Here is a 22581-nt window from a genome sequence, read left to right as displayed (position 1 = left end):
GGCGGGCGCGGCACGCGGCCACCGCCCGGGCGACCGGCAAAGCCCGGCCGCCCGCCGCGTTCGCTGCGCTCGGTGTTCGCTGCGCTCGGTGTTCGCTGCGCTCGGTGTTCGCTGCGCTCCGGTACCCGGTGGCCGGCCGTCCCGGCCCGGCTGCGGTGCGCGGGGCTGGCACCCCCGGCCCGCGCACCACTCCAGGCCTCGAGGACCCGCCGGCCAACGTCCCCGGTCCCGGGGCCCCCGGTCCCGGGGCCCCCGTTCGTGCTGCGCCCGTTCGTGCTGCGCCACCTTCCAGGGCAGTGGCGCGGCCGGCGATCGTCACGGTGGCGGCACGTGACCGGGTATCAGGCGGGCCGCGAGTCCCGCCCACGGCTACGGCCGGCCCCGGAAACAGCCCCCAGTCCTCCCTGCCCCCGGCCGCCCCCTCCCCGGGCCGGGGCCGCACGCCCGCCCCTGGCCCCTGGATACCGACACCCGGGCCGTGCTGCGCCCGCCTGCCCGTGCCGCACCACGCGTTCACGGCCCCTCGGCAGGGACCGGGGCGGCCAGCCGGCAGCGGCACAGGCGGAGCCCGGGGCGCCGGGGGGAGAGCCGGCAGGACGACGGCCACCCGCACCGGAGGGTCGCCGACCAGCCGACTGCCGCCGGCGGCCGCCGATGCCCCGCCGCACCGCGGCCCGAATCCCCCCGCTGCCCGCGCAGCCGGAGTAGGGGGCACGGCGGGCGGCCCTCCGGCACGGAGGGCCGCCGATCGGCCGATGACGCAGCCGCGGGCGGCCGTGGGAGCCTGCCGCGGTGCGGTCCGCGTCCGCCGCTCTTCCCGGGGCGGCAGGGCGGCGGGGCGGCCGGAAGAGCCCGGCCGCCCCCGGGGTTCACGCGTGCGGCCGGCCGTGGTGGAGCAGGGCGCCGGGGTCGGTGAGGGCGCCGCGGATGCCGGCGCCGGGGTAGGGGATGAGGTCCTCGGGCAGGTCGTCCTCGGTGAACCAGCGCAGATCCAGGCACTTGTCGGGTTCCCGGTTGACGGGCTCTCCCTCCCAGCGGGTGGCGAGGTAGAACAGCCCCAGGCGCACGGTGGCGGGATCCTGGTGGTGCAGGACGGTGCAGGCCAGGCGCAGACGGGCCGGATCGGTGGTGATCCCGGTCTCCTCCTCCAGCTCGCGGGCGGCGCCGTGGGCGGGTTTCTCGCCCGGGTCGAGCTTGCCGCTGGGGGCGTGCCACTGGCCGTGGCCGTAGGGGCCGCCGCGCCGGGACAGCAGGATCCTGCCGTCCGTGGTGCGCAGGATGACGTGGACGTCTACCACCACCGGCGGTGCGGCGGCCGTCGTGGCGGGGCTGGTCGTGCTGGTGCTCATGCTCTCTCCAACTCCCGTACGGGATTCTGGTGTTGATCGCCGGGGGCGGGACCGATTCCAGGATGGCCCGTGCGGTCTGCTCGGGGGCCGGGAGGGTGGTGTCGACGGTGTGGAGCCGGTAGCCGAGTCGTTCGAGGACCGGGACGGCTTCCCGGTGCAGGCGCAGTTCGCGGGCGGTGGCGGCGGCGTCGGGTTCGAAGCGGTGGCGGGTGCCGCGGTCGGCGGGGCGGCGCTGCACGGTGTCGGGGTCGGCGGTGAGGATGACCGCGAGGTCGGGCACGTCCGCACCCGCGTTGACCGCGAGGAGGAAGTCGGTGTCGACGCCGTCGACAGGCGTGCCGCCGAGTACCCGGCGGCCACCATCCGACCCGCCGCCGGGGCGCGGTCCGGTCACGAGAGGGGAAAGCACGTGGGTGATGTCTTCGGCGTGGAAGCGCTCGGGTGCGTCGTGGGAGGCCGGACGGAGCCGACCGGCGACCACTGGGGAGGGGCGCGCGCCGCCCCCGGGACAACCCGCACTGGCCCGAGGTCGGCGTGTTCGGCCACCGGAACATGCGGCGCATCAACTGGCTCGGGTCCTCCCGCTGCCGGCTCGTCAAGGTCGACGGGCTGGACCTGCACGTCGAGGACCTGAACGCCATCGACGGCACCCCGTTCCTCGAAGTGAAGCCCTGGTTCGAGGAGTTCGGGCCGCGCGGACAGGTACGCCAGCCCGCGTGGACCACCGAGATGCTCCGCGACTACTTCGCCCCGGCGCCCCCCGCGCCCTGACCGCAGGACGGCGGCCGGCCGCCACCACCCGCAGCGGGGGTGGCGCCGGCACCGCGATCGGGCCCGCCCGAACGGCACCACCCCCCCGGGTGGGTTCAGGCGTAGCGGTCGAACAGGCCCAGCAGGTAGTCCTCCAGACGCCCCGTCAGCACCGCGGGCGTCAGGTCGGCGCGGCCCAGCTCCCGCCACGGCTCGGCGACCTTGCGGGCGTCGGGCGCGAACGCCAGCGCGTCCAGCAGCCGCCAGTACAGGTGGCCGCGCCCGGCCGCCAGCGCGCGCCCGCCCGCCGCCTCGTAACGGCCGGCGAACGCCAGGCCCGCCTCGGGCCCGTGCAGCAGGGCCAGCGCCGTCGAGCAGTGGGCGACGTCCAGGTCCGCCGGCCCCCAGGACGTCTCCACCCAGTCCACCACCCCCGACACCGCCGACCCCCGGCCCTCGCCGGAGAACAGCACGTTGCCCGGATGGAAGTCACGGTGCAGGAAACACGGCTCGTACGCCGGCACCTCGCCGCCGATCACCCCGATTGCCCGCTCCCACAGCCCGATACGCCCCGTGCCCTCGGGCACGGCCACCCGCCCGGGCGCCGTCCACGCCTGCCACACCCGCGGGCGCCGCGCCTCGCCGACGTCCAGGGCGTGCACGGCGGCCAGCTGCGCGGCCAGCAGGCCCGCGCGCAGCGGCGCGTGGCCGTCCTCGGCCACCCGCACCCCGCCGGGCAGCAGCGTCATCAGCAGCGACGGGTGCTCGCACACCGCCCCCGCCGCGTCCACGGCGACCAGGCGCGCCGCCGGAACGCCGCCGCCCTCCAGCAGCCCCAGCACCTGCGCCTCCCGCGCCAGCAGCCCCGGCGCGTGACGGCGGTAGAACGGCTGGACGAACGAGCGCAGCACCAGCGCGTACCCGCCCGCCGGGCCGGGACGTTCGATGTCCAGGCGGCGCATCCGCGAGGTCCACCCGCCCTTCAGGGCGCTCACCCGCGCGATGCGCTCACCGGGCTCCAGGTGCCCCTGGACCCACGCGCGCGTGCGCTCCCACCCCGGCCCCCGGCCCCCACCGTCGTCGATCACGGCCGCCAAGCCTACGCCCCGCCCCGCCCCCCCGGCCGGTCCCCGCCCCCCCGGCCGGTCCCCGCCCCCCGGCCGGTCCCCGCCCCCCGGCCGGTCCCCGCCGGCGGGATCCGCCGACGGACACTCAACTCCGGCACGGCCAGGGCCCCGATCCCCCTCGTCCCGAGGGGGGTCGACGGTTGACGGGCGGGCGCTGCCGGGGTTGGCTGAGGGGCGCAGATCACCACGCACACCAGGGGGAGAGTGCCGCCATGCCCAAGGCCGTCGTCTTCGAGGCCACCGGGGGACCGGAGGTCCTGACCGTCACCGAACGCCCCCTGCCCCAGCCCGGGCCCGGCGAACTGCGCCTGAAGGTCGCCGCGATCGGCCTCAACCGCGCCGAGGCCCTCTTCCGCGCCGGCACCTACCTGGAGCGGCCGCGCCTGCCCGCCACCCTCGGCTACGAGGCCTCGGGCACCGTCGAAGCCGTCGGCGAGGGCGTCACCGCCGTCGCCGTCGGCGACCTCGTCGACACCGTGCCCGCGTTCTCCCAGAACGACTACGGCGTCTACGGCACCCACGTCCTGGTGCCCGCCCGCGCCGCCGTCCCCCACCCCGCCCACCTCACCCCCGCCCAGGGCGCCGCCGTGTGGATGCCCTACCTCACCGCCTACGGCGCCCTCGCCGAGGACGGCCACCTGCGCCCCGGCGACCACGTGCTGATCACCGCCGCCGCCTCCGGCGTGGGCCTGGCCGCGATCCGCACCGCCCGCCGCCTGGGCGCCCACCCCATCGCCACCACCCGCACCCGCGCCAAGGCCGAACGGCTGCGCGAGGCCGGCGCCTGCGAGGTCGTCGTCACCGGCGAGGACGACCTGGCGGACCGGGTCCACCGGGCGAGCGCCGGGCGCGGGGTGCGCACCGTCCTCGACCCCGTCGCCGGCCCCGGCGTCCTCGCCCTCGCCCGCACCCTCGCCCCCGGCGGGCGCCTGATCGTCTACGGGCGCCTGGACCCGCGCGACACCCCGCTGCCCGGCCAGGACACCTTCGCGAGCGTCACCAGCCGCTTCTACAGCATGCACGAGGTCACCCGCGACGACGAACGCCTGCGCCGCGCCCACGCGTTCGTCAGCGCGGGCCTGGCCGACGGATCGTTCACCCCGGTCATCGACCGCGTCTTCGAGGGCCTCGACGCCGTCGCCGAGGCCCACCGCTACCTGGAGGCCGGCACCCAGGCCGGCAAGATCGTCCTGACCGTCGGCCCCTGAGCGCCCCTCACACCCCCCGGGCCTGCCCGGCCTCCGCGTCCGCGGCGGCCACCACCGCCGTCAGCAGGCCCGGGAAACGCCGCTCCAGCTCCTCACTGCGCAGCGCGTTCATCTTGGTGGTGCCCACGTAGTACTGGCGCAGCACCCCCGCCTCGCGCAGCACACTGAAGTGGTGGCTGGAGGTGGAGCGCCCCACCGGCAGCTCGAAGGAACCGCAGCTGAGGTCCGCCCCCGAGTGCGCGAGCGTGCGCACCACCGTCCGGCGGGCCGGATCAGCGAGCGCCTCCAGCACCTTCTGGACGCTCACGTCCTCCACACCAGGGTGCACGATCACCCGCGCCGCCACGCGTGCCCGTCCCACACCCACCACCCCTTCCCAACACTCGACCCCCGTCCGTCAGATGGTCAAAAGCCGCGCGTCGTGCGCGACTTCACGTGCACGACGCTACTACGGCCGGACGGTCTGTCACGCCCGCCGCAACACCCGCGCAACACCGCCTCGCGCCGGGGCGGGGGGGATTCGCCGCGGGAAGGGGCGGGCGGGGACGGGAGGGGGCGGCGGGGCGGGGGCCGGGCCGCAGGCGGGGCGGCCGGGCGGCAGGAGGGGGGAGGGGCAGGGGCGGGGAGGCGCGGCGGGACGACGGAACGGACGGACGGACGGGACACCGCGCCCCCGCGCCCCGCCGGGCGCGGGCAGCGGCGGGGCCGCGGCGCCCCCGCCACCCGACGGGCCGTCAGGCCGCGCGCACCGGCGCCGGCACCGGACGGGCCAGCCGGGCCAGCGCCAGGGGCTCGAAGATGCCCATCAGCACCGGGTCCACCGCCCGCACCGCCGCCGGCGCCGGCACCGACGGCGCCCGGGTGCGCAACAGCGCCAGGTACACCTCCTGCGTCTGCGCCGCCGGATCGATGCCCAGCTCCTCCGCCAGCACCTGCCGCAGCTGCTGGTAGCAGCGCAGCGCCTCCGCCCGGTTCCCGGACGCCGCCAGCGCCTCCATCCGGCACCGGTAGGCACTCTCCCGAAACGGCGCCCGGCGCACCGCCTCGTCCGCCCACCGCAGCGCGTGGTGCTCCTCACCCAGCGCGGAGGCCGCCAGACTCGCCGTCTCCAGCGCGCTGATCCGCAGCTCCTCCACGTGCTCGCGCACCCCCTGCGCCCACTCGCCCTCGTGATCGGGCAAGAACGCCCCGCGCAGGTTGGCCAGCGCCCCCGCGGCCAGCTGCTGGGCCACCGCGTGGCCGCCCGCGGCCAGCGCCTCGCCCGCCTCGCCGACCGCCGAGGCCGCCGCCTCCAGGTCCACCGCCGCGTCCGCGGGCAGCCGCAGCACGTACCGCCCGCCCTGGGCGATCAGCGGGGTCGCCCCCGGGCCCTGACCCGGGGCGGTGACGAACGCCCGCACCCGCGAGACCACACTGCGCAGCGCGGACGCCCACGTGTCGGGCAGCCCGTCGGGCCAGATGGTGTCGGCCAGCTGGTCGCGGCTGGTGCCGCTGGAGCGCTCCAGCACCAGGCGCGCGAACGCCACCTGGGCCTGGGCACTGGACAGGTGCTGCGGGGCGCCGTCGTCGTGCTCGACCGCCACCAGGCCGGTGAGACGGATCAGCATGCGCGCGCCCCCGATCTTTCGGACGCGCCGTCTTCCCTGAAGCCTTTCAACACGAGCTCCAACCCCCTCGAGCCAAAGCGGAAAATCAACGGCCCGTGCCGGGCCGTCGGCGTGGGAAACCGTGGATCGGAACACACATCAACCGCCGACCAGCCGTTCGGTTTTCGGCGGATTTCGACCATACATTCGCCGCATCGCGCGGTGTCAACACCGGTAGCGGAAACATTCCCACCGGCCCGCCGATGCGTCGTGGACGCAAAGTTTCCGCACGTCAGAGAGTTTCCGCAGGCCAGGAAACCGGCTATTGCGGACGCCTTGCGCATCCTGGCGTAGAAATGTAGCCATCCTTGAGCACCCCGCGTGAAGGCTTCGAGAAAACCAAGCCACACGAAAGCACACCCCATCCGGGCAAGCCCCGCGAAACCCCCCGAGAAACCCCACACGAGACCCCGCGAAACCCCCCGCGAGACCCCGCGAAAGCCCCGCGAAAGCCCGTGGAAAACCGTGAAAGCCATGACGTCGTGAAGGAGAAACGCCCGTGAACGCCACCGGAGCATGGCAGCGCCTGGAGCCCAGACTGGCCGCAACGAACGCCCGCGTGGCCGCCCTGGAGCCCGACCCCTCCCGGCGCAACAGCTTCGTCGCCTACACGATGGAACGCGACAGCGCCTACTGCGACCTCGACGGCGAACGCCTGCTCATGATGTCCGGCTACAGCTACCTGGGCCTGGCCGGAGACGAACGCGTCGTCGCCGCCGCCAAAGCCGCCGTCGACGTCTACGGCACCGGCAACCACGGCGTACGGGCCCTGGCCGGCACCATCCCCCTGCACGAGGAACTCGAAGCCGAGGTCGCCCGCTTCGCCCGCCGCGAACGCGCCCTGGTCTTCGGCTCCGGCTACGCCGCCAACGTCGGCACCGTCGGCGCCCTCGTCGGCCAGGGCGACACCGTCCTGATCGACAAGTACGACCACGCCTCCATCGTCGACGGCTGCCGCCTCTCGGGCGCCACCGTCACCCGCTTCCGCCACAACGACGTCGACCACCTCGAACGCCGCCTCAAGGCCTGCGCCCCCACCGGCGTCCGCCTGGTCATCGTCGACAGCGTCTACTCCATGGACGGCGACATCGCCCCCCTGCCCGAACTGCGCGAGGTCTGCGACCGCTACGACGCCCTCCTCATGGTCGACGAAGCCCACGCCCTCGGCGTCATCGGCAAGACCGGCGGCGGCATCGAGGAACACTTCGACCACAAGGTCCGCGTCGACGTCAAACTCGGCACCCTCTCCAAGGCCATCCCCTCCATGGGCGGCTGGGTCGCCGGCAGCCACGACCTCATCGGCCACCTGCGCTACGCCGCCCGCCCCTTCCTCTTCTCCGCCGCCCTCGGCCCCGCCCAGACCGGCGCCGCCCTGGAGTCCCTGCGCATCCTGCGCCGCGAACCCGAACGCGTCACCCACACCCAGACCCAGGCCCAGCGCCTGCGCGAGCGCCTCAACGACGCCGGCATCTCCACCATGGACTCCACCACCGCCGTCCTGCCCGTCATCGCCGGCAGCGACGACGCCGCCTACGACTACGCCACCGCCTGCCGCAAGGCCGGCGTCATCGGCCTGCCCGTCGTCACCCCCGCCGTCCCCAACGACCTCGCCCGGCTGCGCATCGCCGTCACCGCCCGCCACACCGCCGCCGACATCGACTTCGCCGCCGAGGCGTTCCTGACCGCCGCCGCCCAGACCGGCCTGATCTGACCGGCCCGAACCGAACCGAACCCCCGCGACCGGGCCGCCCGCGCGACACACGGACAGGAGACGAAGCCATGGCCCCCCAGCACCGGCCGCCGATCGCCGTCACCGGCCTCGGCGTCATCAGCCCCGCCGGCCACACCGCCGAGGACCTCTGGCACACCGTCGCCGCGGCCCGCCCCACCGCCACCACCCTCGACGACCCCGCCCTCGCCCGCCACCGGGTGCGCCTGGGCTGCCGCGTCACCGGCCTGCCCGACAACCCGCTCCTGCCCGCCAAGGACGCCCGCCGCCTGGACCCCTTCGCCCTCTACGGCACCCTCGCCGCCCTCGCCGCCCACGCCGACGCCGGACACCCCGAACCGGCCCCCGGACGCAGCGCCGTCGTGGTGGGCACCGCCGTCGGCGGACGCACCACCAGCGACCGCGAGTCCGCGCTGTACACCGAACACGGGCCGCTCAGGGTCTCCCCGCTGATGCCGCTGGTCACCATGCCCAACGCCGCCGCCGCCCAGATCGCCATGCGCCTTCACTGGAGCGGGCCGGCCCTGACCATCGCCACCACCTGCGCCTCCGGCGCGGACGCGATCGGCCACGGCGCCCTGCTGCTGGCAAGCGGCCGCGCCGACGTGGTGATCGCCGGCGGCTGCGAGGCCACCCTCACCCCCGTCACCCTCGCCGCGTTCGGCAACCTCGGCGCGCACTCCCTGCGCAACGACGAACCCCAGCGCGCCTCACGGCCCTTCGACACCGACCGCGACGGCTTCGTGATGGGCGAGGGCGCCGGCTTCCTCGTCCTGGAGCGCCTCGCCGACGCCACCGCCCGCAGGCGCGTCCCCTACGCGCTGCTCGCCGGGTACGGCGCCAGCGCGGACGCCTACCACCTGTCCAACCCGCGCCCCGACGGCGCCGGCGCCGTCGCCGCGATGCGCGCCGCCCTCGCCGACGCCGCCCTGGAACCCGGCGACATCGCCCACGTGAACGCCCACGGCACCTCCACCGTGCACAACGACCGCGCCGAGGCCGCCGCCCTGCGCACCGTCTTCGGCCCCCACGGCGTGCCGGTCACCTCCACCAAGGGCGCCATCGGCCACCTGATCGGCGCCGCCGGCGCCGTCGAACTGATCGCCGCCATCACGGCCATGAACGCCCGTCTCGTCCCTCCCACCGCCAACCACGAGAAGACCGAAGAGGGCCTGGACCTCGACGTCGTCCACACCACCGCACGCCCCACGGGCGCCGGCGCGGTGCTGTCCAACTCGTTCGGCTTCGGCGGCCACAACACGACCCTGGTGGTGACCCCGCTATGACCGCACCCGCACCCGCCGCACCCCTCACCCCCGCCGCACCCGCCGCGCCCCTCACGCGCACCCGCCTGCACATCGGCGCCGCCGACCTCGCCGCCTACCGCACCGCCGCCCGCGCCCACCTGCCCGCCCCCCCGAGGGACGGCGCCAGCCCCGCACACCCCTTCGTCGCCGCCCACGCCCTCGCCCAGCACACCGTCACCGCCCTCACCGCCGCCGAGAGCGCCTTCACCGGCGTCATCCACCTCGCCCAGGAGATCCACACCCACACCCCCCTCGTCCCCGGCGACCTCGACGCCGCCGTCGAGATCACCGCCGCCCGCAGGGAAGCCCGCGGCATCCGCCTGGCCCTCACCACCCGCCTCACCGACCCCGCCACCGGCACCCCCGTCGCCGACCTCGCCACCGCCGCCCTCCTGCTGGGCGCCACCACCACCGAACCGGCCGGCACCCTGCCCACCGCCGCCCACCCCGGCACCACCCCCCACGGCGAGAGCCACACCACCACCCACACCCTCACCACCGCCGACACCCACGCCTACGCCCACGCCTCCGGCGACCTCAACCCCATCCACCTCGACCCCGACGCCGCCCGCGCCGCCGGCTTCCCCGCCCCCATCGCCCACGGCATGCACCTGCTCGCCCTGGCCGCCGAACACATCACCGACCACCACGCCGGCGGCGACCCCGCCCGCCTCACCGCCCTCGGCGCCCGCTTCGCCGCCCCCACCACCCCCGGCACCCAGCTGCGCCTGACCCTCCAGCCCTACGACGGGGGCACGGTGGTGCGCTTCACCATCGCCACCGACGCGGGCACCGCCGTCAAGGCCGGCTGGGCGCGCATCGCGCCGGCGGGGGAGTGACCGCGATGACCACCACCCCCGCCCCCGCCCCCGCCACCACCCCGGACCCGGCCCCGGCCTTGGACCCGGCCTTGGACCCGGGCCCGGCGCCGGTCGCCGCGGCGCCGGTGGCGCCACTCACGCTGGCCGACGCGTTCACCGCCCACGCCCGCACCCGCCCCACCGCCCCCGCCCTGCTCTGGCACGACGAGGCCGTCAGCTACGGCGAACTCGCCCGCGCCGCCGAGGCCGAACGCGCCCGCCTCACCGCCCTGGACCTGGCCCCGGGGGAACCGGTGGGCCTGTTCGCCGCCAAGTCACCGGGCGCGATCGCCCTGGTCCTGGCCTGCCTGATGGAACGCCGCCCCTTCCTGCTGCCCTCCCCGCAGCTGGCCCCCGCCCTGCTGGCCGCCCTCTACGCCCAGGCCGGCGCCCGCCACCTGCTCGCCCCCGCCGGCCAGGACACCCCCGCCCTGCCCGCCCTGCCCCGCCCCGCCCCGGTGCCCACCCTCGCCGCCGGCACCTCCTTCATGCTCACCACCTCCGGCTCCACCGACCTGCCCAAGATCGTCCCCCTCGCCCAGGGCGCGGTCGACCGCTTCACCGCCTGGGCCCACGACACCTTCGACCTCGGCCCCGGGCGCACCGTCGCCAACTACGCCCCCCTCAACTTCGACCTCGCCCTCCTGGACGTGTGGGCCACCCTCGCCGCCGGCGGCACCTGCCTGCTCATCGACCCCGCCCACGCCCTCAGCGCCCGCCACCTGCTCACGGCGCTCACCCGCCACCGCCCCCACGTCCTGCAGGCCGTCCCCCTCGCCTACGCCCTGCTCGTCCAGGCCGCCGGCACCGCCGGCACCGTCCTGGACAGCGTCGAACACGCCGCGTTCACCGGCGACGCCATCGACGCCCGCACCCTGGCCGCCCTGCCCGCCCTGCTCCCCGGCGCCCGGCTGTACAACATCTACGGCTGCACCGAGACCAACGACAGCTTCCTGCACCGCCTGGACCGCCTCGACGCCGCCGCCGCCCTGCCCGTGCCGATCGGCGAACCCCTGCCCGGCGTCCACACCCTCATCACCACCCCCGACGGCACCCCCCTCACCGGCCCCGGCCACGGCGAACTCCACGTCTCCACCCCCTTCCAGGCCGCCGGCTACCTCGACCGCTCCCGCGACGCCGGACGCTTCACCACCCAGCCCCCCGGCGCCGGCGACGGCCGGCGCTGGTTCCGCACCGGAGACCTCGTCACCCGCGACGAAGCCGGCCGCATCCACCTCACCGGCCGCGCCGACTTCCAGGTCAAGGTCCGCGGCGTCGCCGTCAACACCGCCGAGGTCGAACGCGTCCTGCTCGCCCACCCCGACGTCCGCGAAGCCGCCGTCGCCGCCACCGCCGACCCGCTGACCGGCAAACGCCTGCACGCCACCGTCCACCGCGCCCCCGGCTCCACCCTCAACACCCTCACCCTGCGCGAACACCTCGCCCGCAACCTGCCGCGCGCCGCCGTCCCGGAGAAACTCGCCATCCAGGACACCCCGCTGCCCAAGACCGCCACCGGCAAGGTCGACCGCAAGGCCGCCCTGCCCACCCCCTGACCCCCCGCCCCGCACCACCCGACAAGCCGCCGACCACCGACAAACCGTCAACCACCGACCAGAACCAAGGAGTTGCCGCCATGAGCAACATCGACCGGATCAAGCGCTTCCTCATCGACGAGTTCCTGCCCGACGTCACCCCCGACCAGCTCGCCGACGACCACGACCTGCTCTCCGACGGCGTCATCGACAGCCTCGGCGTCCTCAAACTCATCGCCTGGGTCGAGGACCACTTCGCCCTGCCCGTCGACGACACCGACCTCGACCCCAACAACTTCCGCTCGGTGGCCGCCATCGACGCCTTCATCACCCAGCGCCGCACCGCGGCCACCACCACGGTGGGCGGCTGAGCACCATGCACCCGGCCCCGACCGCACTGCTCGCCGGACACCCCGTCGACCTGGACGCCTGGCGCTCGTGGTGGGACCAGCTCGAACACCGCACCCTGGGCCCGGCCGACAGCGACCGGGCCCAGGCGGCGGCCCTGCTGGCATCCCTCAGCACCCGCCTGCCCGAGCCCGCCACCCTCACCGCCCTGGCCCGCTCCCTGACCGAACGCGCCCCCCACCCCGGCCCCGCCCACCCGGGAAGCGTCAACATCGTCGGCACCGGCGGCGGCCCCGCCACCTTCAACCTCTCCACCGCCGCCGCCCTGACCGCCGCCGCCATCGGCATCCCCGTCGTCAAGAGCGGCTCACGCGCCTACACCAGCGCCGCCGGCTCCGTCGACCTGCTGGAACGCCTGGGCATCACCCTCACCTCCAGCCACGCCGCCACCGCCGACCACCTCGCCCGCCACGGCATCGCCTTCACCGGCCCCCACGTCTACCCGCCCGCCCTCACCCGCCTCGCCCGCACCCTCTACCCCCTCACCCTCAAACCCTTCGGCGCCTTCCTCAACACCCTCGGCCCGCTGCTGGCCACCGTCCCCGTCACCGCCCAGCTCACCGGCACCGCCACCACCGCCGCCCTCACCGCCCTGCGCCACCTCGCCCCCCACACCCCGGGACGCACCGTGTGGCTGGCCCACAACAACGCCGGCGCCGACGAACTCCTGCCCTTCGCCGACAACACCCTCCACACCCCCCACGGCGCGATCCACCTGCCCGCCGGCTCCGTCGCCCCGGCCACCGGCACCCTCACCGACCTCGCCCCCCACCCCCACGACCTCACCGGCCACTTCCTGACCGCCCTCGCCGGCCAGGGCGGCGAAACCGCCACCCACACCATCGCCCTCAACGCCGCCGCCCTCGCCCTCGCCTCCGGCCGCCACACCCGCTGGCACACCGCCTACGCCCAGGCCCTGGACGCCCTCGCCGACGGCACCCCCCGCTCGCTGGCCGAACGCCTGCGCGCCGGAACCCGGCAGGTGGCCGGTGTCTGAACGCCTCTTCCCCGCACACACCCCGGGCCTGGCGGTCTTCCTCAACGCCGGCGACCCCGCGGGCCGCCTCGCCGACCTCGCCCACATGCTCGACGACCAGGGCGTGGACGTCCTCGAACTGGCCGTGCCCTTCCCCAACTCGCCCACCGACGGCCCCGTCATCCGCCGCTCCGCCGCCCGCGCCCTCGAAGCCGGCACCACCCTGGACACCGTCCTCGCCGAACTCGCCGGCCTCACCCCCCACCTGCGGCACCTCAAGGTCGCGCTGCTGGCCGACTGGAGCCACAGCCTGCGCCACCGCGACCCCCACGAGAGCGCCCGCGCCATCGCCGACGCCGGAGCCCGCGCCCTGCTCGTCCACGCCCTGCCCCCGCGCGTGCGCCCCGCCTGGCACGACGCCCTGCGCGACGAAGGCCTCCCGCAGGTCACCACCTGCTACCCCGCCTCCGCCCCCGGCGTCCTCACCGCCGCCGCCCGCGGCGCCGCCGGCGCCTACGTCTACCTCGTCGCCCACTACGGCCGCTCCGGCACCACGCCCGCCACCGGCCACCACACCCTGGCCGACACCGTCACCGCGCTGCGCGCCGCCGCCCCCGACACCCCCGTGGCCGTCGGCTTCGGCGTCAAGAGCGCCGCCGACCTGGACGCCGTCGCCGCCTCGGGCGCCGACGCCGCGATCGTCGGCTCCGCCGCCGTGGCCCGCCTGGAACAGGCCGCCGCCCACCACCTCGACCCCGTCGAGGAGCTGCGCGCCTACCTCACCGACCTCCGCCCCGCCCGCCCCGCCCTCGCGGGCACCGGCGGCGGACGCACCACCCCCCGCACCACCCCCCGCACCACCACCCCCGCCACCGCCACCCGAGAGGACCAACCCGCATGCTGATCCGCGACATCGACGACGTGAAGACCGTCGAGTGGGGCAACGGCCTGTCCCGCCGCTTCCTGGTCGCCAGCGACGGCCTCGGCTACAGCCTCACCGACACCACCGTCAACGCCGGCACCAAGTCCCGCCTGGAGTACCGCAACCACCTCGAGGCCTGCTACTGCATCGCCGGCTCCGGCGAGGTCATCGACATGGACGGCAACTCCCACCCCATCACCCCCGGCCGCCTGTACGCCCTCGACCGGCACGACGCCCACTACCTGGTCGCCAGCCCCCACGAGGACCTGCGCCTGGTCTGCGTCTTCTCCCCGGCCCTGCGCGGCGACGAGGTCCACCAGCTCGACGCCCACTCCTCCTCCGCCTACTAGGCCCTCTCGTCCGAGAGGGCCCGGCCTCCTGCCCCAGGCGGCGGACCCCTTCTGTTCGAAACGAGCGCCGGCGCGCCCCGCGCGCCGGCCTGCCACCCCAGGCCCCCGCACCGGCGGGCCCGGGAGGAAGGCGGCACACCCCATGATCCGCTGGAACGCCGACCAGAAGGCCCTGCGCGAGGGCCTGGCCCGCTTCGGCGACGACCTCAGCGCCGGCCACATCGAAGGCGACGAACAGGCCGCCTTCTCCCACGACAAGTGGCGCATGATCCAGAAGACCGGCATCCTCTCCCTGCCCTTCGACGAACGCCACGGCGGCCTGGGCCAGTCCCTGCTCACCACCATGTACGTCCTCGAAGGCCTCGGCCACACCTGCCGCGACGGCGGCCTCAACTTCTCCGTCACCACCTCCATCGCCTCCACCGGCGTCCCCCTCCAGGCCTTCGGCTCACCCGCCCTCAAAGACGCCTACCTGCCCCGCATCGCCTCCGGCGAGGCCATCGGCGCCCACGCCATCACCGAGTCCGAGGGCGGCTCCGACGCCATGCAGATGCGCACCCGCGCGGTGCGCGACGGCGACCACTTCGTCCTCAACGGCGCCAAGACCTTCGTCTCCAACGGCCCCGTCGCCGACGTCATCGTCGTCTACGCCCGCACCCACCCCCAAGGCGGCGCGCTCGGCGTCACCGCCTTCCTCGTCGACGCCGACACCCCCGGCCTGACCTGCGGAAACCCCATCAAGAAGATGGGACTGCGCACCTCCCCGCTCTCCGAGCTCTACCTCGACGACGTCCGCGTGCCCGCCGACCGCGTCCTGGGCCGCGTCGGCGGCGGCTTCCTCGTCCTCGACCACGTCATGAAACGCGAGATCCTCTACTCCTTCATCGTCAACACCGGCGAGATGCAGCACCGCCTGGAACGCTGCCTCGACTACGCCAAGACCCGCATGTCCTTCGGCAAGCCCATCGGCTCCTACCAGTCGGTCGCCAACAAGATCGTCGACACCAAGATCCGCCTGGAAACCGCCCGCAAGTGGCTGTACGACACCGCCCAGCGCCTGGAAGCCGGCGACAACGTCACCGTCGACATGGCCATCGCCAAACTCCTCACCAGCGAATCCAACCTCGCCACCTCGCTGGCCGCCGTCCAGGTCTTCGGCGGCAACGGCTACATGTCCGAATACGGACTGGAGAAGGACGTGCGCAACGCCGTCGCCGGCACCATCTACTCCGGCAGCAACGAGATCCAGTACAACCGCATCGCCGCCATGCTCGGACTGGGCAAATGAGCGCCCCCGCCGCCCTCGCGGCCCCTGCCAGATCCGGCCACCTCAAGGTCTGCGGCGCCCGCACCCGCGCCGACCTCACCCTCCTCGCCGACACCGGCCCCACCCTCGTCGGACTGTGGCACGGCGTGCCCGGCGGCCCCGCCGAACTCGAAGCCGACCGCCTCGCCGACCTCGCCGCCACCGCCATCCGCCTGGGCCTGGAACCCGTCCTCGTCACCTTCCTCGACGACGCCGCCACCATCGCCGCCCTCGCCCGCGCCACCGGCATCCGCTGGATCCAGCTCCACGCCTACCAGAGCCCCGCCCTCGTCGCCGAACTGCGCGAACACCTGCCCTACGCCGTCCTCGTCAAAGTCCTCCACCTCTCCCGCGGCCGCTGCCTGGAACGCGCCTTCACCCCCGCCTTCGAACGCGCCGGCTGCGACCTGTTCCTCCTGGACACCGTCACCGACGACGGCCGCGTCGGCTCCACCGGCCAGACCCTCGACCCCGCCCACGTCCACGCCCTGCTGCCCCGCCTCACCATCCCCTTCCTCCTCGCCGGCGGCCTCAGCACCGCCAACCGCGACACCTACCGCACCGTCACCGACCACCCCCTGTACGCCGGCGCCGACATCGACACCGCCGCCCGCGACCGCACCGGGCGCCTCACCCACGAAGCCGTCACCGCCCTCACCCGCGCCTGGCACCCCCGCCTCCAGGAGGCCCCCGCATGAGCACCCGCTTCATCGACGCCCTGCTCACCGCCCGGCGCCCCCTGGTCATGGAAGTCAAACTCCGCGACCCCCACGGCGCCGACCTCCTGGGAGAACGCACCGTCACCGACCTCGTCACCCGCTACGAACAGGCCGGCGCCCCCTGCCTGTCCGTCGTCACCGGCCGCTGGTTCGGCGGCACCCCCCGCCTGCTGCGCGAGGTCACCGCCGCCACCGCCCTGCCCGTCCTCCAGAAGGACTTCCTCACCCGCCCCGCCCAGCTCGAAGCCTCCCGCGCCCTGGGCGCCGGCGCCGTCCTGCTCACCGCCGCCCTGCTGCCCGCCACCTCCCTGCGCCGCCTGGTCACCTGCGCCCTCGACCTCGGCCTGACCCCCTTCGTCGAGATCACCCACGAACGCGAACTCGACACCCTGCCCCGCATCACCGAATGCGTCGTCGCCGTCAACAACAAGGACATCCGCACCCGCGAACGCGACCGCGGCGACCTCACCCGCAGCCTGCGCCTGCTGCCCGCCCTGCGACAGGCCGGCTGCCGCGCCCCCGTCTCCGCCTCCGCCATCACCCACCCCCGCGACGCCGCCCGCCTCCTGGACGCCGGCTACGCCGCCCTGCTCGTCGGCACCTCCCTGATGCGCAGCCCCGACCTCGACGGCTGGCTCACCGGCCTCGACGCCGCCCGCGCCGAGGTGGCCGCGTGAGAGGCGAACTCCGCACCCGCTCCCTGGTCCTGGACGCCGGCGGCATCCCCCTCTCCGCCCTGGTCGCCGAACCCGAGGACCGCACCCCCAAGGCCGTCGTCCTCGCGATCCACGGCCGCGGCATGCGCGCCGCCTACTTCGCCGGCCCCGCCCACCCCGACACCAGCCTGCTCACCCTCGCCGCCGACCTCGGCTACACCGTCCTGGCGATCGACCGCCCCGGCCACGGCGCCTCCGCCCACCGCCTGCCGCACGGCCAGCTCATCGCCGACCAGGCCGCCACCCTCCACGCCGCCCTCACCGACTACGCCCGCGCCCACCCCACCGGCGCCGGCGTCCAGCTCCTCGCCCACTCCTTCGGCGGCAAGATCGCCCTGAACCTCGCCGCCCACTGGCCCGCCGACGCCCGCCTGCCACTGCTGGGCTGCGACATCTCCGGCCTCGCCCAGCACTACGCCCCCGGCGCGTGGGAACGCCCCGACGACCTCGCCGGCGGCGGCCGCCTCAACTGGGGCCCCCTCGGCCTCTACCCGCCCGGCACCTTCCACGCCGCCCGCGCCCTGCTCACCCCCGTCCCCGCCCTCGAATCCCGCGAACTGGCCACCTGGCCCGCCCGCTACAGCCACCTCGCCGCCCGGGTGCGCGTGCCCGTACGCCTCACCCTCGCCGACCACGAGCACTGGTGGCGCCTGGAGGAGGACGACCGCGCGGCCCTGACCGCCGCCTTCCCCCCGGGCCTGGCCCACCTGGCCACCGCCCGCCGCGCCGGCCACAACCTCTCCCTCGGCCACGCCGCCCGCCCCTACCACCTGCGGGCCCTCGCCTTCACCGACGACTGCCTCGCCCACCACGCCGAGACCGCCAGGACCGCCCCGGCCCCGGCCGCCGCCTGAGGCACCCACAGACCACCTGACGCGGGCGGAAGAAGGGCCCCGCCACCCCTCCCCTTTGGGCGAAGGAACGGGGGGTGGCGGGGCCCCGCCGCCAGCGGACCGCGCCGCCAGCGGACCGCGCCGCCAAGGCGCCGGGCGCGGTCGGCGCGCCACCGCCCACCGCACCGCGCGGTGGCGCGGCACCTCGGCCTCGTGCGGCGGCGCCACCGCCGGGTCCGCGCGCGGGACCCGCCCGGCCGCCCGCCACCGTGTCCACCGCGCCCCGGGAGGCGGGCCGCGCAGCGGACTTCAGACGTGCCCGGGTGTGCTCAGGCGGCCAGGGCGAGGCCGGTGTGGCGGCCCGGGAGCGCGGTGCGAGGGCGGCCCGCGAGGCTGCCGGCCGCCCGGGCGCGGGCGCCGGCGTGGCGGGCCAGGTCGGCCTGGGCGAGGGAGAGCAGGTCGGCCAGGCCCAGCCCCAGCGCCCGGGCGGCGGCCGCCAGGACCTCGGAGGAGGCCTCCTTGCGGCCGCGTTCCAGCTCCGACAGGTACGGCATCGAGATCCGGGCCGCCTCGGCGACCTCCTTCAGCGTCCGCTCCTGGGCCAGCCGTTCACGCCGCAGCACGGCGCCCACGACATCGCGCCACAGCGGCTCGCGCGGCGCGGGCCGCTGCCGCGGCGCCCTCGCGGGCAGGGGGACGACACGGGCTCCGTCGGACGCATGAGTGCTCACCCGCCCAGCGTAGACGAGCAGTTGCGCCGCGGTCAGGGCCCGGATCCGACCCGGGCGGCCCGCACCGCGCGCCGGCGCCGCGCCGCCGCGACGGGGACCGTCCACACCCAGGCCCCGCAGAGCACGGCGAGCAGCGCCGCCCCGCCGCCGTACACCAGCCAGGCCCGGCCGCCGCCGGGCGGGTAGAGCACGTCACCGCCGGCGTCGACGGCGGCGGTGCTCGCGCCCGCCTCCAGCGAGGAGCCGCCGAACACGCCGGCGCCGGTCAGGACGCGCGAGCCGTCGGCGGAGACGAAACGCCCGACGTCCTCGCAGGTCGCCCTGCCGCACACGACCCCGGTCACCGTCCACGTCCCCGCCCGCCCGTGGCCCCGGTGCGCCGACCACGCGGGGCCGACCTGGCCGGCGCACAGCACCAGCACGATCACGGCGACGGGCCCGGCCAGGCAACGCCACCAGAACCGCCATGCCTCCCGCGCGCTCATGCCGTACACGCCCCCGCCCCCTTCGCCCCCGGATCCCGCCGCCGTGCGGTCGCCCCTGTCTACACCCCGGCACCCGCACACCCCCAGGGCCGCCGGGCCCCCCGCCGCGTCGGCGGGGGGCCCGGCGGGCTGTCCTACTTGAGGTGCCGGTCGTAGAAACGGCCGCTGTCCTCGACCTCGAACCACGGGGTGCCGGTGTGCCCGCCCGTGTTGGCGTGCAGCGTCTTCTCCTTGCCGGCGAAGGCGTCGAACAGCTCCAGGGCCCGCTCGCGGGGGTTGCCCTCGTCGTCCCACTGGAGCAGGAACAGCAGCGGGACGGTGACGGTGCGGGCCTCCTCGCGCTGGGCCAGGGGCACGTAGCCCCCGGCGAAGAGGCCGGCCGCCGCGATGCGCGGCTCGGTGGCCGCCAGGTGGATGCCGACGGCGGCCCACCCGGAGTAGCCGACGGGGCCGTCGGCGATCTCGGGCAGGGCGAGGAGGGCGTCCAGGGCGGTGCGCCACTCCGGGACGGCGCCGGTGACCAGCGGGCCGACGAAGGACTCCAGGACCTCGTCGAGGGGCTCGCCGGCCCGCGCGGCCCGGCGCAGCTCGGCGCGGGCCCGCTCGTCGGCCGCCGAGCGGGGCCGCTCGCCGCACCCGGCGGCGTCGATGGAGGCCACCGCGTAGCCCTGGGCGGCGGTGTGCCGGGCCCGGGCGACCAGCCGGGGTTCCCGCCTGGGCAGGGCGTTGTTGTGGGCCATCAGGATCAGCGGGAGCGGCGCGGCGGCGGAGGAGGCGGCGGCCGCGGGGGCGGGGGTCCACAGGGTGCCGGGGATGGCGCCGAGGGTGAAATCGCGCTCGACGATGCCGTCGTCGAGGAGGTTCTCGCAGGTGAAGTGCACGGTCGTGCCTTTCGGGGAGGGCTCGCAGCGGCGCTCCCGGACGACCTATCGCCCGACCGTGACCCCGGAGGAGAGCACCCATGTCGTCGTGTTCACGGGTACCACCTCCTCGTTCTCTCGCACGGCCACCGGAAAGGTAGCAGCGGGCGGCGCGCTGCGCCAAACGGGTTTCCGGGCGGCGCACAGCGCCGGGCCCGGGGCGGGTGCGGGGGATCCATGGCCCGGAAGGGCGCCTCTTCCCTCCTCGTGCGCCCTCGGAAAAGGAGAACAGTGATGCGTCGTCGAATCGCCCTGGCCGGGATGCTGGCCGCCGTCGGTGCGCTGGCCCTGGTGGTGCCCGCGCAGGCGGCCACCGGGACCCTGGTGGTCAACGGGGTGACCAAGCAGAACCCGGCACGGGGCTGCTACCCGACCCTGTCGCCGGTCCTGGTGGAGAACCTCACGGACGCGAGGGTCGACGTGTACTCGGCGGCCGGCTGTCAGGGGACGGTGACCCGGCAGGTGGCGGCCGGGATGACGGCGGCGACGGTCGGGTTCAGCTACTTCGTCAACTGAGGCCGGGGCCGGCGCCGGGGCCGGGGCGGCGACGGCGGTGGGTATGCGAACCTCGTTCGGGTGAACCGTCGGGCGCCGCGGTCGGATCCGGCCCCGGTCCGGGTAACAGGGCGTCGGGAGTGACGGGGCAGCGGCCGGGCCGAGGCCTGTCGCTCCCGGTGATGTCCCCCTCGTGCGAAACCTCCTCCAGAACGGGAGTCCCCATGCGCATGCGCATCCGTCCGCGCGCGGCCCTCGTGGTCACCGCCGGCGTCCTCGCCCTGTCCTTCGTCAACCTCTCCACCGCCTCGGCGGCGCCCGGCGTCGTGATCCTGGAGAACGGCAGCAACTTCAAGCAGGTCCGGGACCCGCAGGGCGGCCAGTGCTACCCCGGCCTCGGCCCGGACACCGCGATCGCCAACCGGACCGGCGGCACCATCCTGCTGTTCCCCGACGGCAACTGTATGACCAGAATCCTCAACCCCCTGGGGCCGGGCGAGTTCCGGCCGGACGAGAACGTCGGCAGCTTCCTGGCCCTGGACTGACCCCGCGCGCCACCCCGCCCGCCCCGCGGCCCCGGCGCCGCGGGGCGGGCGGCGGCATGTGGGGCCGTGTCGTCCTTCGGGGGAGACGGGCCGGGAGGGCCCGCCGTCCGGCGGCCGGGGGAGTGGGAAGTCGGCCCGGCCGACTTCCCGTGCGTGCCGCCGCCGGGGGATAGACGGCGGCGGGTCCGAGGGGGCGGGCCTACGCTGCCAGCAGCGGGCCGAGTTCGGCGGCCCACCGCGGGTGGAGCGCGACCTTCTCCTCGTGCAGGGCCAGGATCTCCCGCGCCAGTGTGGGCGCCATGTCGTCGGACAGGTCCGGGCCGTCGCGGCGCACGACGGTCCGCGCGCCGCCTTCGAGACCGTGGCCCGCGAACTGCTCCGGGCCTGCCACGGCGAAGACGCCCGCGCGGTCGGGAGGTTGGCGAACGCCGAGGCGGAGCGGTTCCCCGGCCCGGCGGCGAGCGTACGCGAACGCACGGCCCTGCGGACCCGGTCCGCGCTCGCCGACCGCCTGGCCCGTCTGGTGCTCGCCGGCCACCTGCGCCCCTGCGACCCGGAACCCGCCGCCGAACACCTCCTCGCGCTGCTCACCGGCCCGCTGGAGTACCGGCCCGACGCCGACCCGGACGCGGTCGCGGACGAGGCCGTGGAGGTCTTCCTGCGGGCCTACGGGGTCGACGTCTGAGAGTCGGGGCGACGGCCGCTGCCGGGGCGGCTACGGAAGGTCCTGGCCTATCGCCCGCAGGACGTCGGCGAGCCACACCAGGTGGTATCCCAGGACGCGGTCCTCGTCGGCGAGCAGATCCCGCAGGTGCTGCCAGGACTCCGAGAGCTGGCCGATCGTCAGGTCGTCCGGTCTCCTGGTGACGTCGTACTGCTCGTCCGGGGGGACGGACCAGAAGTAGTCCTTGTCCAGGGCGACGGCACCGCCCGCCGTGGCGGCCTCCACATGGCGCAGCAGCACGTCGAACGACCGGCGCAGCTCGGCGAGGGGCACGGACAGGGGCTCATCGGTCATGGGCACCATTGTGGAGGACGGCAAGATCACGATCCGCGGGAGGAGCGTATGCGCAACGGCTGGTATGACTGGGGGCATGCAGGAAGAGACGGCACGCTCCGCGATCGACACGTTCATCTCCGCGTTCAACGCCTCGGACGACAGCTATGTGACGGCCCTGCTCTCCCGGGCCCTGACCTCGGACGTGGTCTTCTGGGGGCCGCTGGGCCGCAGCGAGGGAATCGCGGCGGTCGAGCGGTTCGTGCTGGACATCCGGCGCCACCCGGCGGGGACCGGCACGATGGCGCGCTGCTCGGCGGTGGACATGCCCGGCGAGTGGGCCCGGTACCGGTGGGTCTTCACCACGCCGGACGGAGGCCCTCAACTGGCCGGAACGGACGTCGTCCACCTGAGGCGGAGCCTCATCGACCAGGTCATCGTCTTCGCGGGGGAGATCGATCCGCCGGCCTCCTGAGTTGCCCTCCGGGGAACCGAAGCGGGCCCGCCCCGGCAACGGGCGGCGGGACCGCTGCGCGCCGCCACCCTCGGGGAGGGCGGCGGCGCGTGAGTGCGGGTCAGTGGGTGTCGAACTCGCCGGTGCGGATGGCGGTGATGAAGGCCTGCCAGGCGGGGGTGGTGAAGTGGAGGGCCGGGCCGGAGGGGTCCT

General features: G+C 75.6%; 27 protein-coding genes. 18 read left to right on the top strand and 9 right to left on the bottom strand.

Annotated features, from left to right (window positions below; genetic code table 11):
- Window positions 1–869: 869 nt before the first annotated feature.
- The gene (locus ACFRAR_RS34735; RefSeq protein ID WP_380703652.1) at window positions 870–1349 is read right to left on the bottom strand and encodes an NUDIX domain-containing protein; all 480 of its coding nucleotides are present in this window, start codon (window positions 1347–1349) and stop codon (window positions 870–872) included.
- A 534-nt stretch (window positions 1350–1883) separates the two neighbouring features.
- Here ACFRAR_RS34735 and ACFRAR_RS34730 point away from each other — a divergent pair.
- The gene (locus ACFRAR_RS34730) at window positions 1884–2120 is read left to right on the top strand and encodes a TrmO family methyltransferase (RefSeq protein ID WP_380703650.1); all 237 of its coding nucleotides are present in this window, start codon (window positions 1884–1886) and stop codon (window positions 2118–2120) included.
- 95 nt (window positions 2121–2215) lie between these two features.
- Here the strand turns inward: ACFRAR_RS34730 and ACFRAR_RS34725 are convergent, their stop codons facing one another.
- Window positions 2216–3184, bottom strand: a complete 969-nt coding sequence (locus ACFRAR_RS34725) for a phosphotransferase family protein (RefSeq protein ID WP_380703654.1) — start codon at window positions 3182–3184, stop codon at window positions 2216–2218.
- A gap of 254 nt (window positions 3185–3438) precedes the next feature.
- On the opposite strand from ACFRAR_RS34725, the gene ACFRAR_RS34720 reads away from it, so the two are divergent.
- Window positions 3439–4434 (top strand): zinc-dependent alcohol dehydrogenase family protein, encoded by a 996-nt coding sequence (locus tag ACFRAR_RS34720; protein ID WP_380703648.1) that lies wholly within the window; start codon window positions 3439–3441, stop codon window positions 4432–4434.
- A gap of 7 nt (window positions 4435–4441) precedes the next feature.
- On the opposite strand, the gene ACFRAR_RS34715 is transcribed toward ACFRAR_RS34720, so the two are convergent.
- Window positions 4442–4741: an ArsR/SmtB family transcription factor gene (locus ACFRAR_RS34715; RefSeq protein ID WP_380703646.1), complete on the bottom strand. Its 300-nt coding sequence runs from the start codon at window positions 4739–4741 to the stop codon at window positions 4442–4444.
- Between the two features lie 427 nt (window positions 4742–5168).
- Window positions 5169–6041: a BTAD domain-containing putative transcriptional regulator gene (locus ACFRAR_RS34710; protein WP_380703644.1), complete on the bottom strand. Its 873-nt coding sequence runs from the start codon at window positions 6039–6041 to the stop codon at window positions 5169–5171.
- Between the two features lie 538 nt (window positions 6042–6579).
- Between ACFRAR_RS34710 and ACFRAR_RS34705 the strand changes: the two genes are divergently transcribed.
- The 12 genes from ACFRAR_RS34705 (at window position 6580) to ACFRAR_RS34650 (ending at window position 17762) form a co-directional block, all read left to right on the top strand.
- On the top strand, window positions 6580–7791 hold the full coding sequence (locus tag ACFRAR_RS34705; RefSeq protein WP_380703642.1) for an aminotransferase class I/II-fold pyridoxal phosphate-dependent enzyme: 1212 nt from the start codon (window positions 6580–6582) through the stop codon (window positions 7789–7791).
- A gap of 68 nt (window positions 7792–7859) precedes the next feature.
- On the top strand, window positions 7860–9095 hold the full coding sequence (locus tag ACFRAR_RS34700; RefSeq protein WP_380703640.1) for a beta-ketoacyl-[acyl-carrier-protein] synthase family protein: 1236 nt from the start codon (window positions 7860–7862) through the stop codon (window positions 9093–9095).
- Window positions 9092–9955, top strand: a complete 864-nt coding sequence (locus ACFRAR_RS34695) for a MaoC/PaaZ C-terminal domain-containing protein (protein WP_380703638.1) — start codon at window positions 9092–9094, stop codon at window positions 9953–9955. The genes ACFRAR_RS34700 and ACFRAR_RS34695 overlap by 4 nt, the downstream gene beginning before the upstream one ends.
- A gap of 5 nt (window positions 9956–9960) precedes the next feature.
- Window positions 9961–11532, top strand: coding sequence for an AMP-binding protein (locus ACFRAR_RS34690; RefSeq protein WP_380703636.1), 1572 nt, complete (start codon window positions 9961–9963; stop codon window positions 11530–11532).
- A gap of 80 nt (window positions 11533–11612) precedes the next feature.
- On the top strand, window positions 11613–11882 hold the full coding sequence (locus ACFRAR_RS34685; protein WP_380703634.1) for an acyl carrier protein: 270 nt from the start codon (window positions 11613–11615) through the stop codon (window positions 11880–11882).
- Window positions 11883–11887: 5 nt separating this feature from the next.
- A complete protein-coding gene (locus ACFRAR_RS34680) occupies window positions 11888–12916 on the top strand; it encodes a hypothetical protein (RefSeq protein ID WP_380703632.1) in 1029 nt (342 codons plus the stop codon).
- Window positions 12909–13799: a tryptophan synthase subunit alpha gene (gene trpA, locus ACFRAR_RS34675; protein WP_380703630.1), complete on the top strand. Its 891-nt coding sequence runs from the start codon at window positions 12909–12911 to the stop codon at window positions 13797–13799. Before ACFRAR_RS34680 ends, trpA begins: the two co-directional genes overlap by 8 nt.
- Window positions 13793–14167: an ectoine synthase gene (locus ACFRAR_RS34670; RefSeq protein ID WP_380703628.1), complete on the top strand. Its 375-nt coding sequence runs from the start codon at window positions 13793–13795 to the stop codon at window positions 14165–14167. The genes trpA and ACFRAR_RS34670 overlap by 7 nt, the downstream gene beginning before the upstream one ends.
- Before the next feature lie 142 nt (window positions 14168–14309).
- Entirely contained in the window at window positions 14310–15455 is a 1146-nt protein-coding gene (locus ACFRAR_RS34665; RefSeq protein WP_380703626.1) for an acyl-CoA dehydrogenase family protein, read from the top strand.
- Window positions 15452–16171 carry an N-(5'-phosphoribosyl)anthranilate isomerase gene (locus ACFRAR_RS34660; protein ID WP_380703624.1) on the top strand — a complete coding sequence of 240 codons (720 nt, stop codon included), beginning with the start codon at window positions 15452–15454 and terminating at the stop codon, window positions 16169–16171. The genes ACFRAR_RS34665 and ACFRAR_RS34660 overlap by 4 nt, the downstream gene beginning before the upstream one ends.
- Window positions 16168–16869 carry an indole-3-glycerol-phosphate synthase gene (locus tag ACFRAR_RS34655; protein WP_380703622.1) on the top strand — a complete coding sequence of 234 codons (702 nt, stop codon included), beginning with the start codon at window positions 16168–16170 and terminating at the stop codon, window positions 16867–16869. Before ACFRAR_RS34660 ends, ACFRAR_RS34655 begins: the two co-directional genes overlap by 4 nt.
- On the top strand, window positions 16866–17762 hold the full coding sequence (locus ACFRAR_RS34650) for an alpha/beta hydrolase (RefSeq protein WP_380703620.1): 897 nt from the start codon (window positions 16866–16868) through the stop codon (window positions 17760–17762). Before ACFRAR_RS34655 ends, ACFRAR_RS34650 begins: the two co-directional genes overlap by 4 nt.
- 308 nt (window positions 17763–18070) lie before the next feature.
- Here ACFRAR_RS34650 and ACFRAR_RS34645 read toward each other — a convergent pair whose 3' ends face one another.
- From ACFRAR_RS34645 to ACFRAR_RS34635, 3 genes are all read right to left on the bottom strand, one after another.
- Window positions 18071–18472 carry a helix-turn-helix domain-containing protein gene (locus ACFRAR_RS34645; RefSeq protein WP_380703618.1) on the bottom strand — a complete coding sequence of 134 codons (402 nt, stop codon included), beginning with the start codon at window positions 18470–18472 and terminating at the stop codon, window positions 18071–18073.
- A gap of 32 nt (window positions 18473–18504) precedes the next feature.
- The gene (locus tag ACFRAR_RS34640; protein WP_380703616.1) at window positions 18505–18966 is read right to left on the bottom strand and encodes a hypothetical protein; all 462 of its coding nucleotides are present in this window, start codon (window positions 18964–18966) and stop codon (window positions 18505–18507) included.
- Between the two features lie 125 nt (window positions 18967–19091).
- On the bottom strand, window positions 19092–19838 hold the full coding sequence (locus ACFRAR_RS34635) for a dienelactone hydrolase family protein (RefSeq protein ID WP_380703614.1): 747 nt from the start codon (window positions 19836–19838) through the stop codon (window positions 19092–19094).
- 273 nt (window positions 19839–20111) lie between these two features.
- Here ACFRAR_RS34635 and ACFRAR_RS34630 point away from each other — a divergent pair, with 273 nt between their 5' ends.
- Together ACFRAR_RS34630 and ACFRAR_RS34625 are read left to right on the top strand one after the other, a co-directional pair.
- A complete protein-coding gene (locus ACFRAR_RS34630) occupies window positions 20112–20393 on the top strand; it encodes a hypothetical protein (RefSeq protein ID WP_380703612.1) in 282 nt (93 codons plus the stop codon).
- A gap of 203 nt (window positions 20394–20596) precedes the next feature.
- Window positions 20597–20917, top strand: coding sequence for a hypothetical protein (locus ACFRAR_RS34625; protein ID WP_380703610.1), 321 nt, complete (start codon window positions 20597–20599; stop codon window positions 20915–20917).
- 199 nt (window positions 20918–21116) lie between these two features.
- Here ACFRAR_RS34625 and ACFRAR_RS34620 read toward each other — a convergent pair whose 3' ends face one another.
- A complete protein-coding gene (locus tag ACFRAR_RS34620; RefSeq protein ID WP_380703656.1) occupies window positions 21117–21308 on the bottom strand; it encodes a hypothetical protein in 192 nt (63 codons plus the stop codon).
- Between ACFRAR_RS34620 and ACFRAR_RS34615 the strand changes: the two genes are divergently transcribed.
- Entirely contained in the window at window positions 21279–21602 is a 324-nt protein-coding gene (locus tag ACFRAR_RS34615) for a TetR/AcrR family transcriptional regulator C-terminal domain-containing protein (protein WP_380703608.1), read from the top strand. The genes ACFRAR_RS34620 and ACFRAR_RS34615 overlap by 30 nt on opposite strands.
- A 30-nt stretch (window positions 21603–21632) precedes the next feature.
- On the opposite strand, the gene ACFRAR_RS34610 is transcribed toward ACFRAR_RS34615, so the two are convergent.
- Window positions 21633–21935 carry a hypothetical protein gene (locus tag ACFRAR_RS34610; protein ID WP_380703606.1) on the bottom strand — a complete coding sequence of 101 codons (303 nt, stop codon included), beginning with the start codon at window positions 21933–21935 and terminating at the stop codon, window positions 21633–21635.
- Between the two features lie 76 nt (window positions 21936–22011).
- Between ACFRAR_RS34610 and ACFRAR_RS34605 the strand changes: the two genes are divergently transcribed.
- A complete protein-coding gene (locus ACFRAR_RS34605) occupies window positions 22012–22389 on the top strand; it encodes a nuclear transport factor 2 family protein (protein ID WP_380703604.1) in 378 nt (125 codons plus the stop codon).
- Window positions 22390–22581 lie beyond the last annotated feature (192 nt).

The organism is Kitasatospora sp. NPDC056651, from assembly GCF_042792155.1.
GTDB lineage: Bacteria > Actinomycetota > Actinomycetes > Streptomycetales > Streptomycetaceae > Kitasatospora.
Note: the sequence above shows the minus strand (reverse complement) of the source record. Positions and strands in the feature narration are given on the sequence as shown.

What these genes read in the sequence shown, in the direction of transcription:
- ACFRAR_RS34710 (WP_380703644.1), bottom strand. Translation starts at nt 6,041, where the DNA reads ATGCTGATCCGTCTCACCGGCCTGGTGGCGGTCGAGCACGACGACGGC.
- ACFRAR_RS34665 (WP_380703626.1), top strand. Translation starts at nt 14,310, where the DNA reads ATGATCCGCTGGAACGCCGACCAGAAGGCCCTGCGCGAGGGCCTGGCC.
- ACFRAR_RS34720 (WP_380703648.1), top strand. Translation starts at nt 3,439, where the DNA reads ATGCCCAAGGCCGTCGTCTTCGAGGCCACCGGGGGACCGGAGGTCCTG.
- ACFRAR_RS34655 (WP_380703622.1), top strand. Translation starts at nt 16,168, where the DNA reads ATGAGCACCCGCTTCATCGACGCCCTGCTCACCGCCCGGCGCCCCCTG.
- ACFRAR_RS34670 (WP_380703628.1), top strand. Translation starts at nt 13,793, where the DNA reads ATGCTGATCCGCGACATCGACGACGTGAAGACCGTCGAGTGGGGCAAC.
- ACFRAR_RS34685 (WP_380703634.1), top strand. Translation starts at nt 11,613, where the DNA reads ATGAGCAACATCGACCGGATCAAGCGCTTCCTCATCGACGAGTTCCTG.
- ACFRAR_RS34610 (WP_380703606.1), bottom strand. Translation starts at nt 21,935, where the DNA reads ATGACCGATGAGCCCCTGTCCGTGCCCCTCGCCGAGCTGCGCCGGTCG.
- ACFRAR_RS34605 (WP_380703604.1), top strand. Translation starts at nt 22,012, where the DNA reads ATGCAGGAAGAGACGGCACGCTCCGCGATCGACACGTTCATCTCCGCG.
- ACFRAR_RS34700 (WP_380703640.1), top strand. Translation starts at nt 7,860, where the DNA reads ATGGCCCCCCAGCACCGGCCGCCGATCGCCGTCACCGGCCTCGGCGTC.
- ACFRAR_RS34690 (WP_380703636.1), top strand. Translation starts at nt 9,961, where the DNA reads ATGACCACCACCCCCGCCCCCGCCCCCGCCACCACCCCGGACCCGGCC.
- ACFRAR_RS34660 (WP_380703624.1), top strand. Translation starts at nt 15,452, where the DNA reads ATGAGCGCCCCCGCCGCCCTCGCGGCCCCTGCCAGATCCGGCCACCTC.
- ACFRAR_RS34735 (WP_380703652.1), bottom strand. Translation starts at nt 1,349, where the DNA reads ATGAGCACCAGCACGACCAGCCCCGCCACGACGGCCGCCGCACCGCCG.
- ACFRAR_RS34680 (WP_380703632.1), top strand. Translation starts at nt 11,888, where the DNA reads ATGCACCCGGCCCCGACCGCACTGCTCGCCGGACACCCCGTCGACCTG.
- ACFRAR_RS34695 (WP_380703638.1), top strand. Translation starts at nt 9,092, where the DNA reads ATGACCGCACCCGCACCCGCCGCACCCCTCACCCCCGCCGCACCCGCC.
- ACFRAR_RS34630 (WP_380703612.1), top strand. Translation starts at nt 20,112, where the DNA reads ATGCGTCGTCGAATCGCCCTGGCCGGGATGCTGGCCGCCGTCGGTGCG.
- ACFRAR_RS34625 (WP_380703610.1), top strand. Translation starts at nt 20,597, where the DNA reads ATGCGCATGCGCATCCGTCCGCGCGCGGCCCTCGTGGTCACCGCCGGC.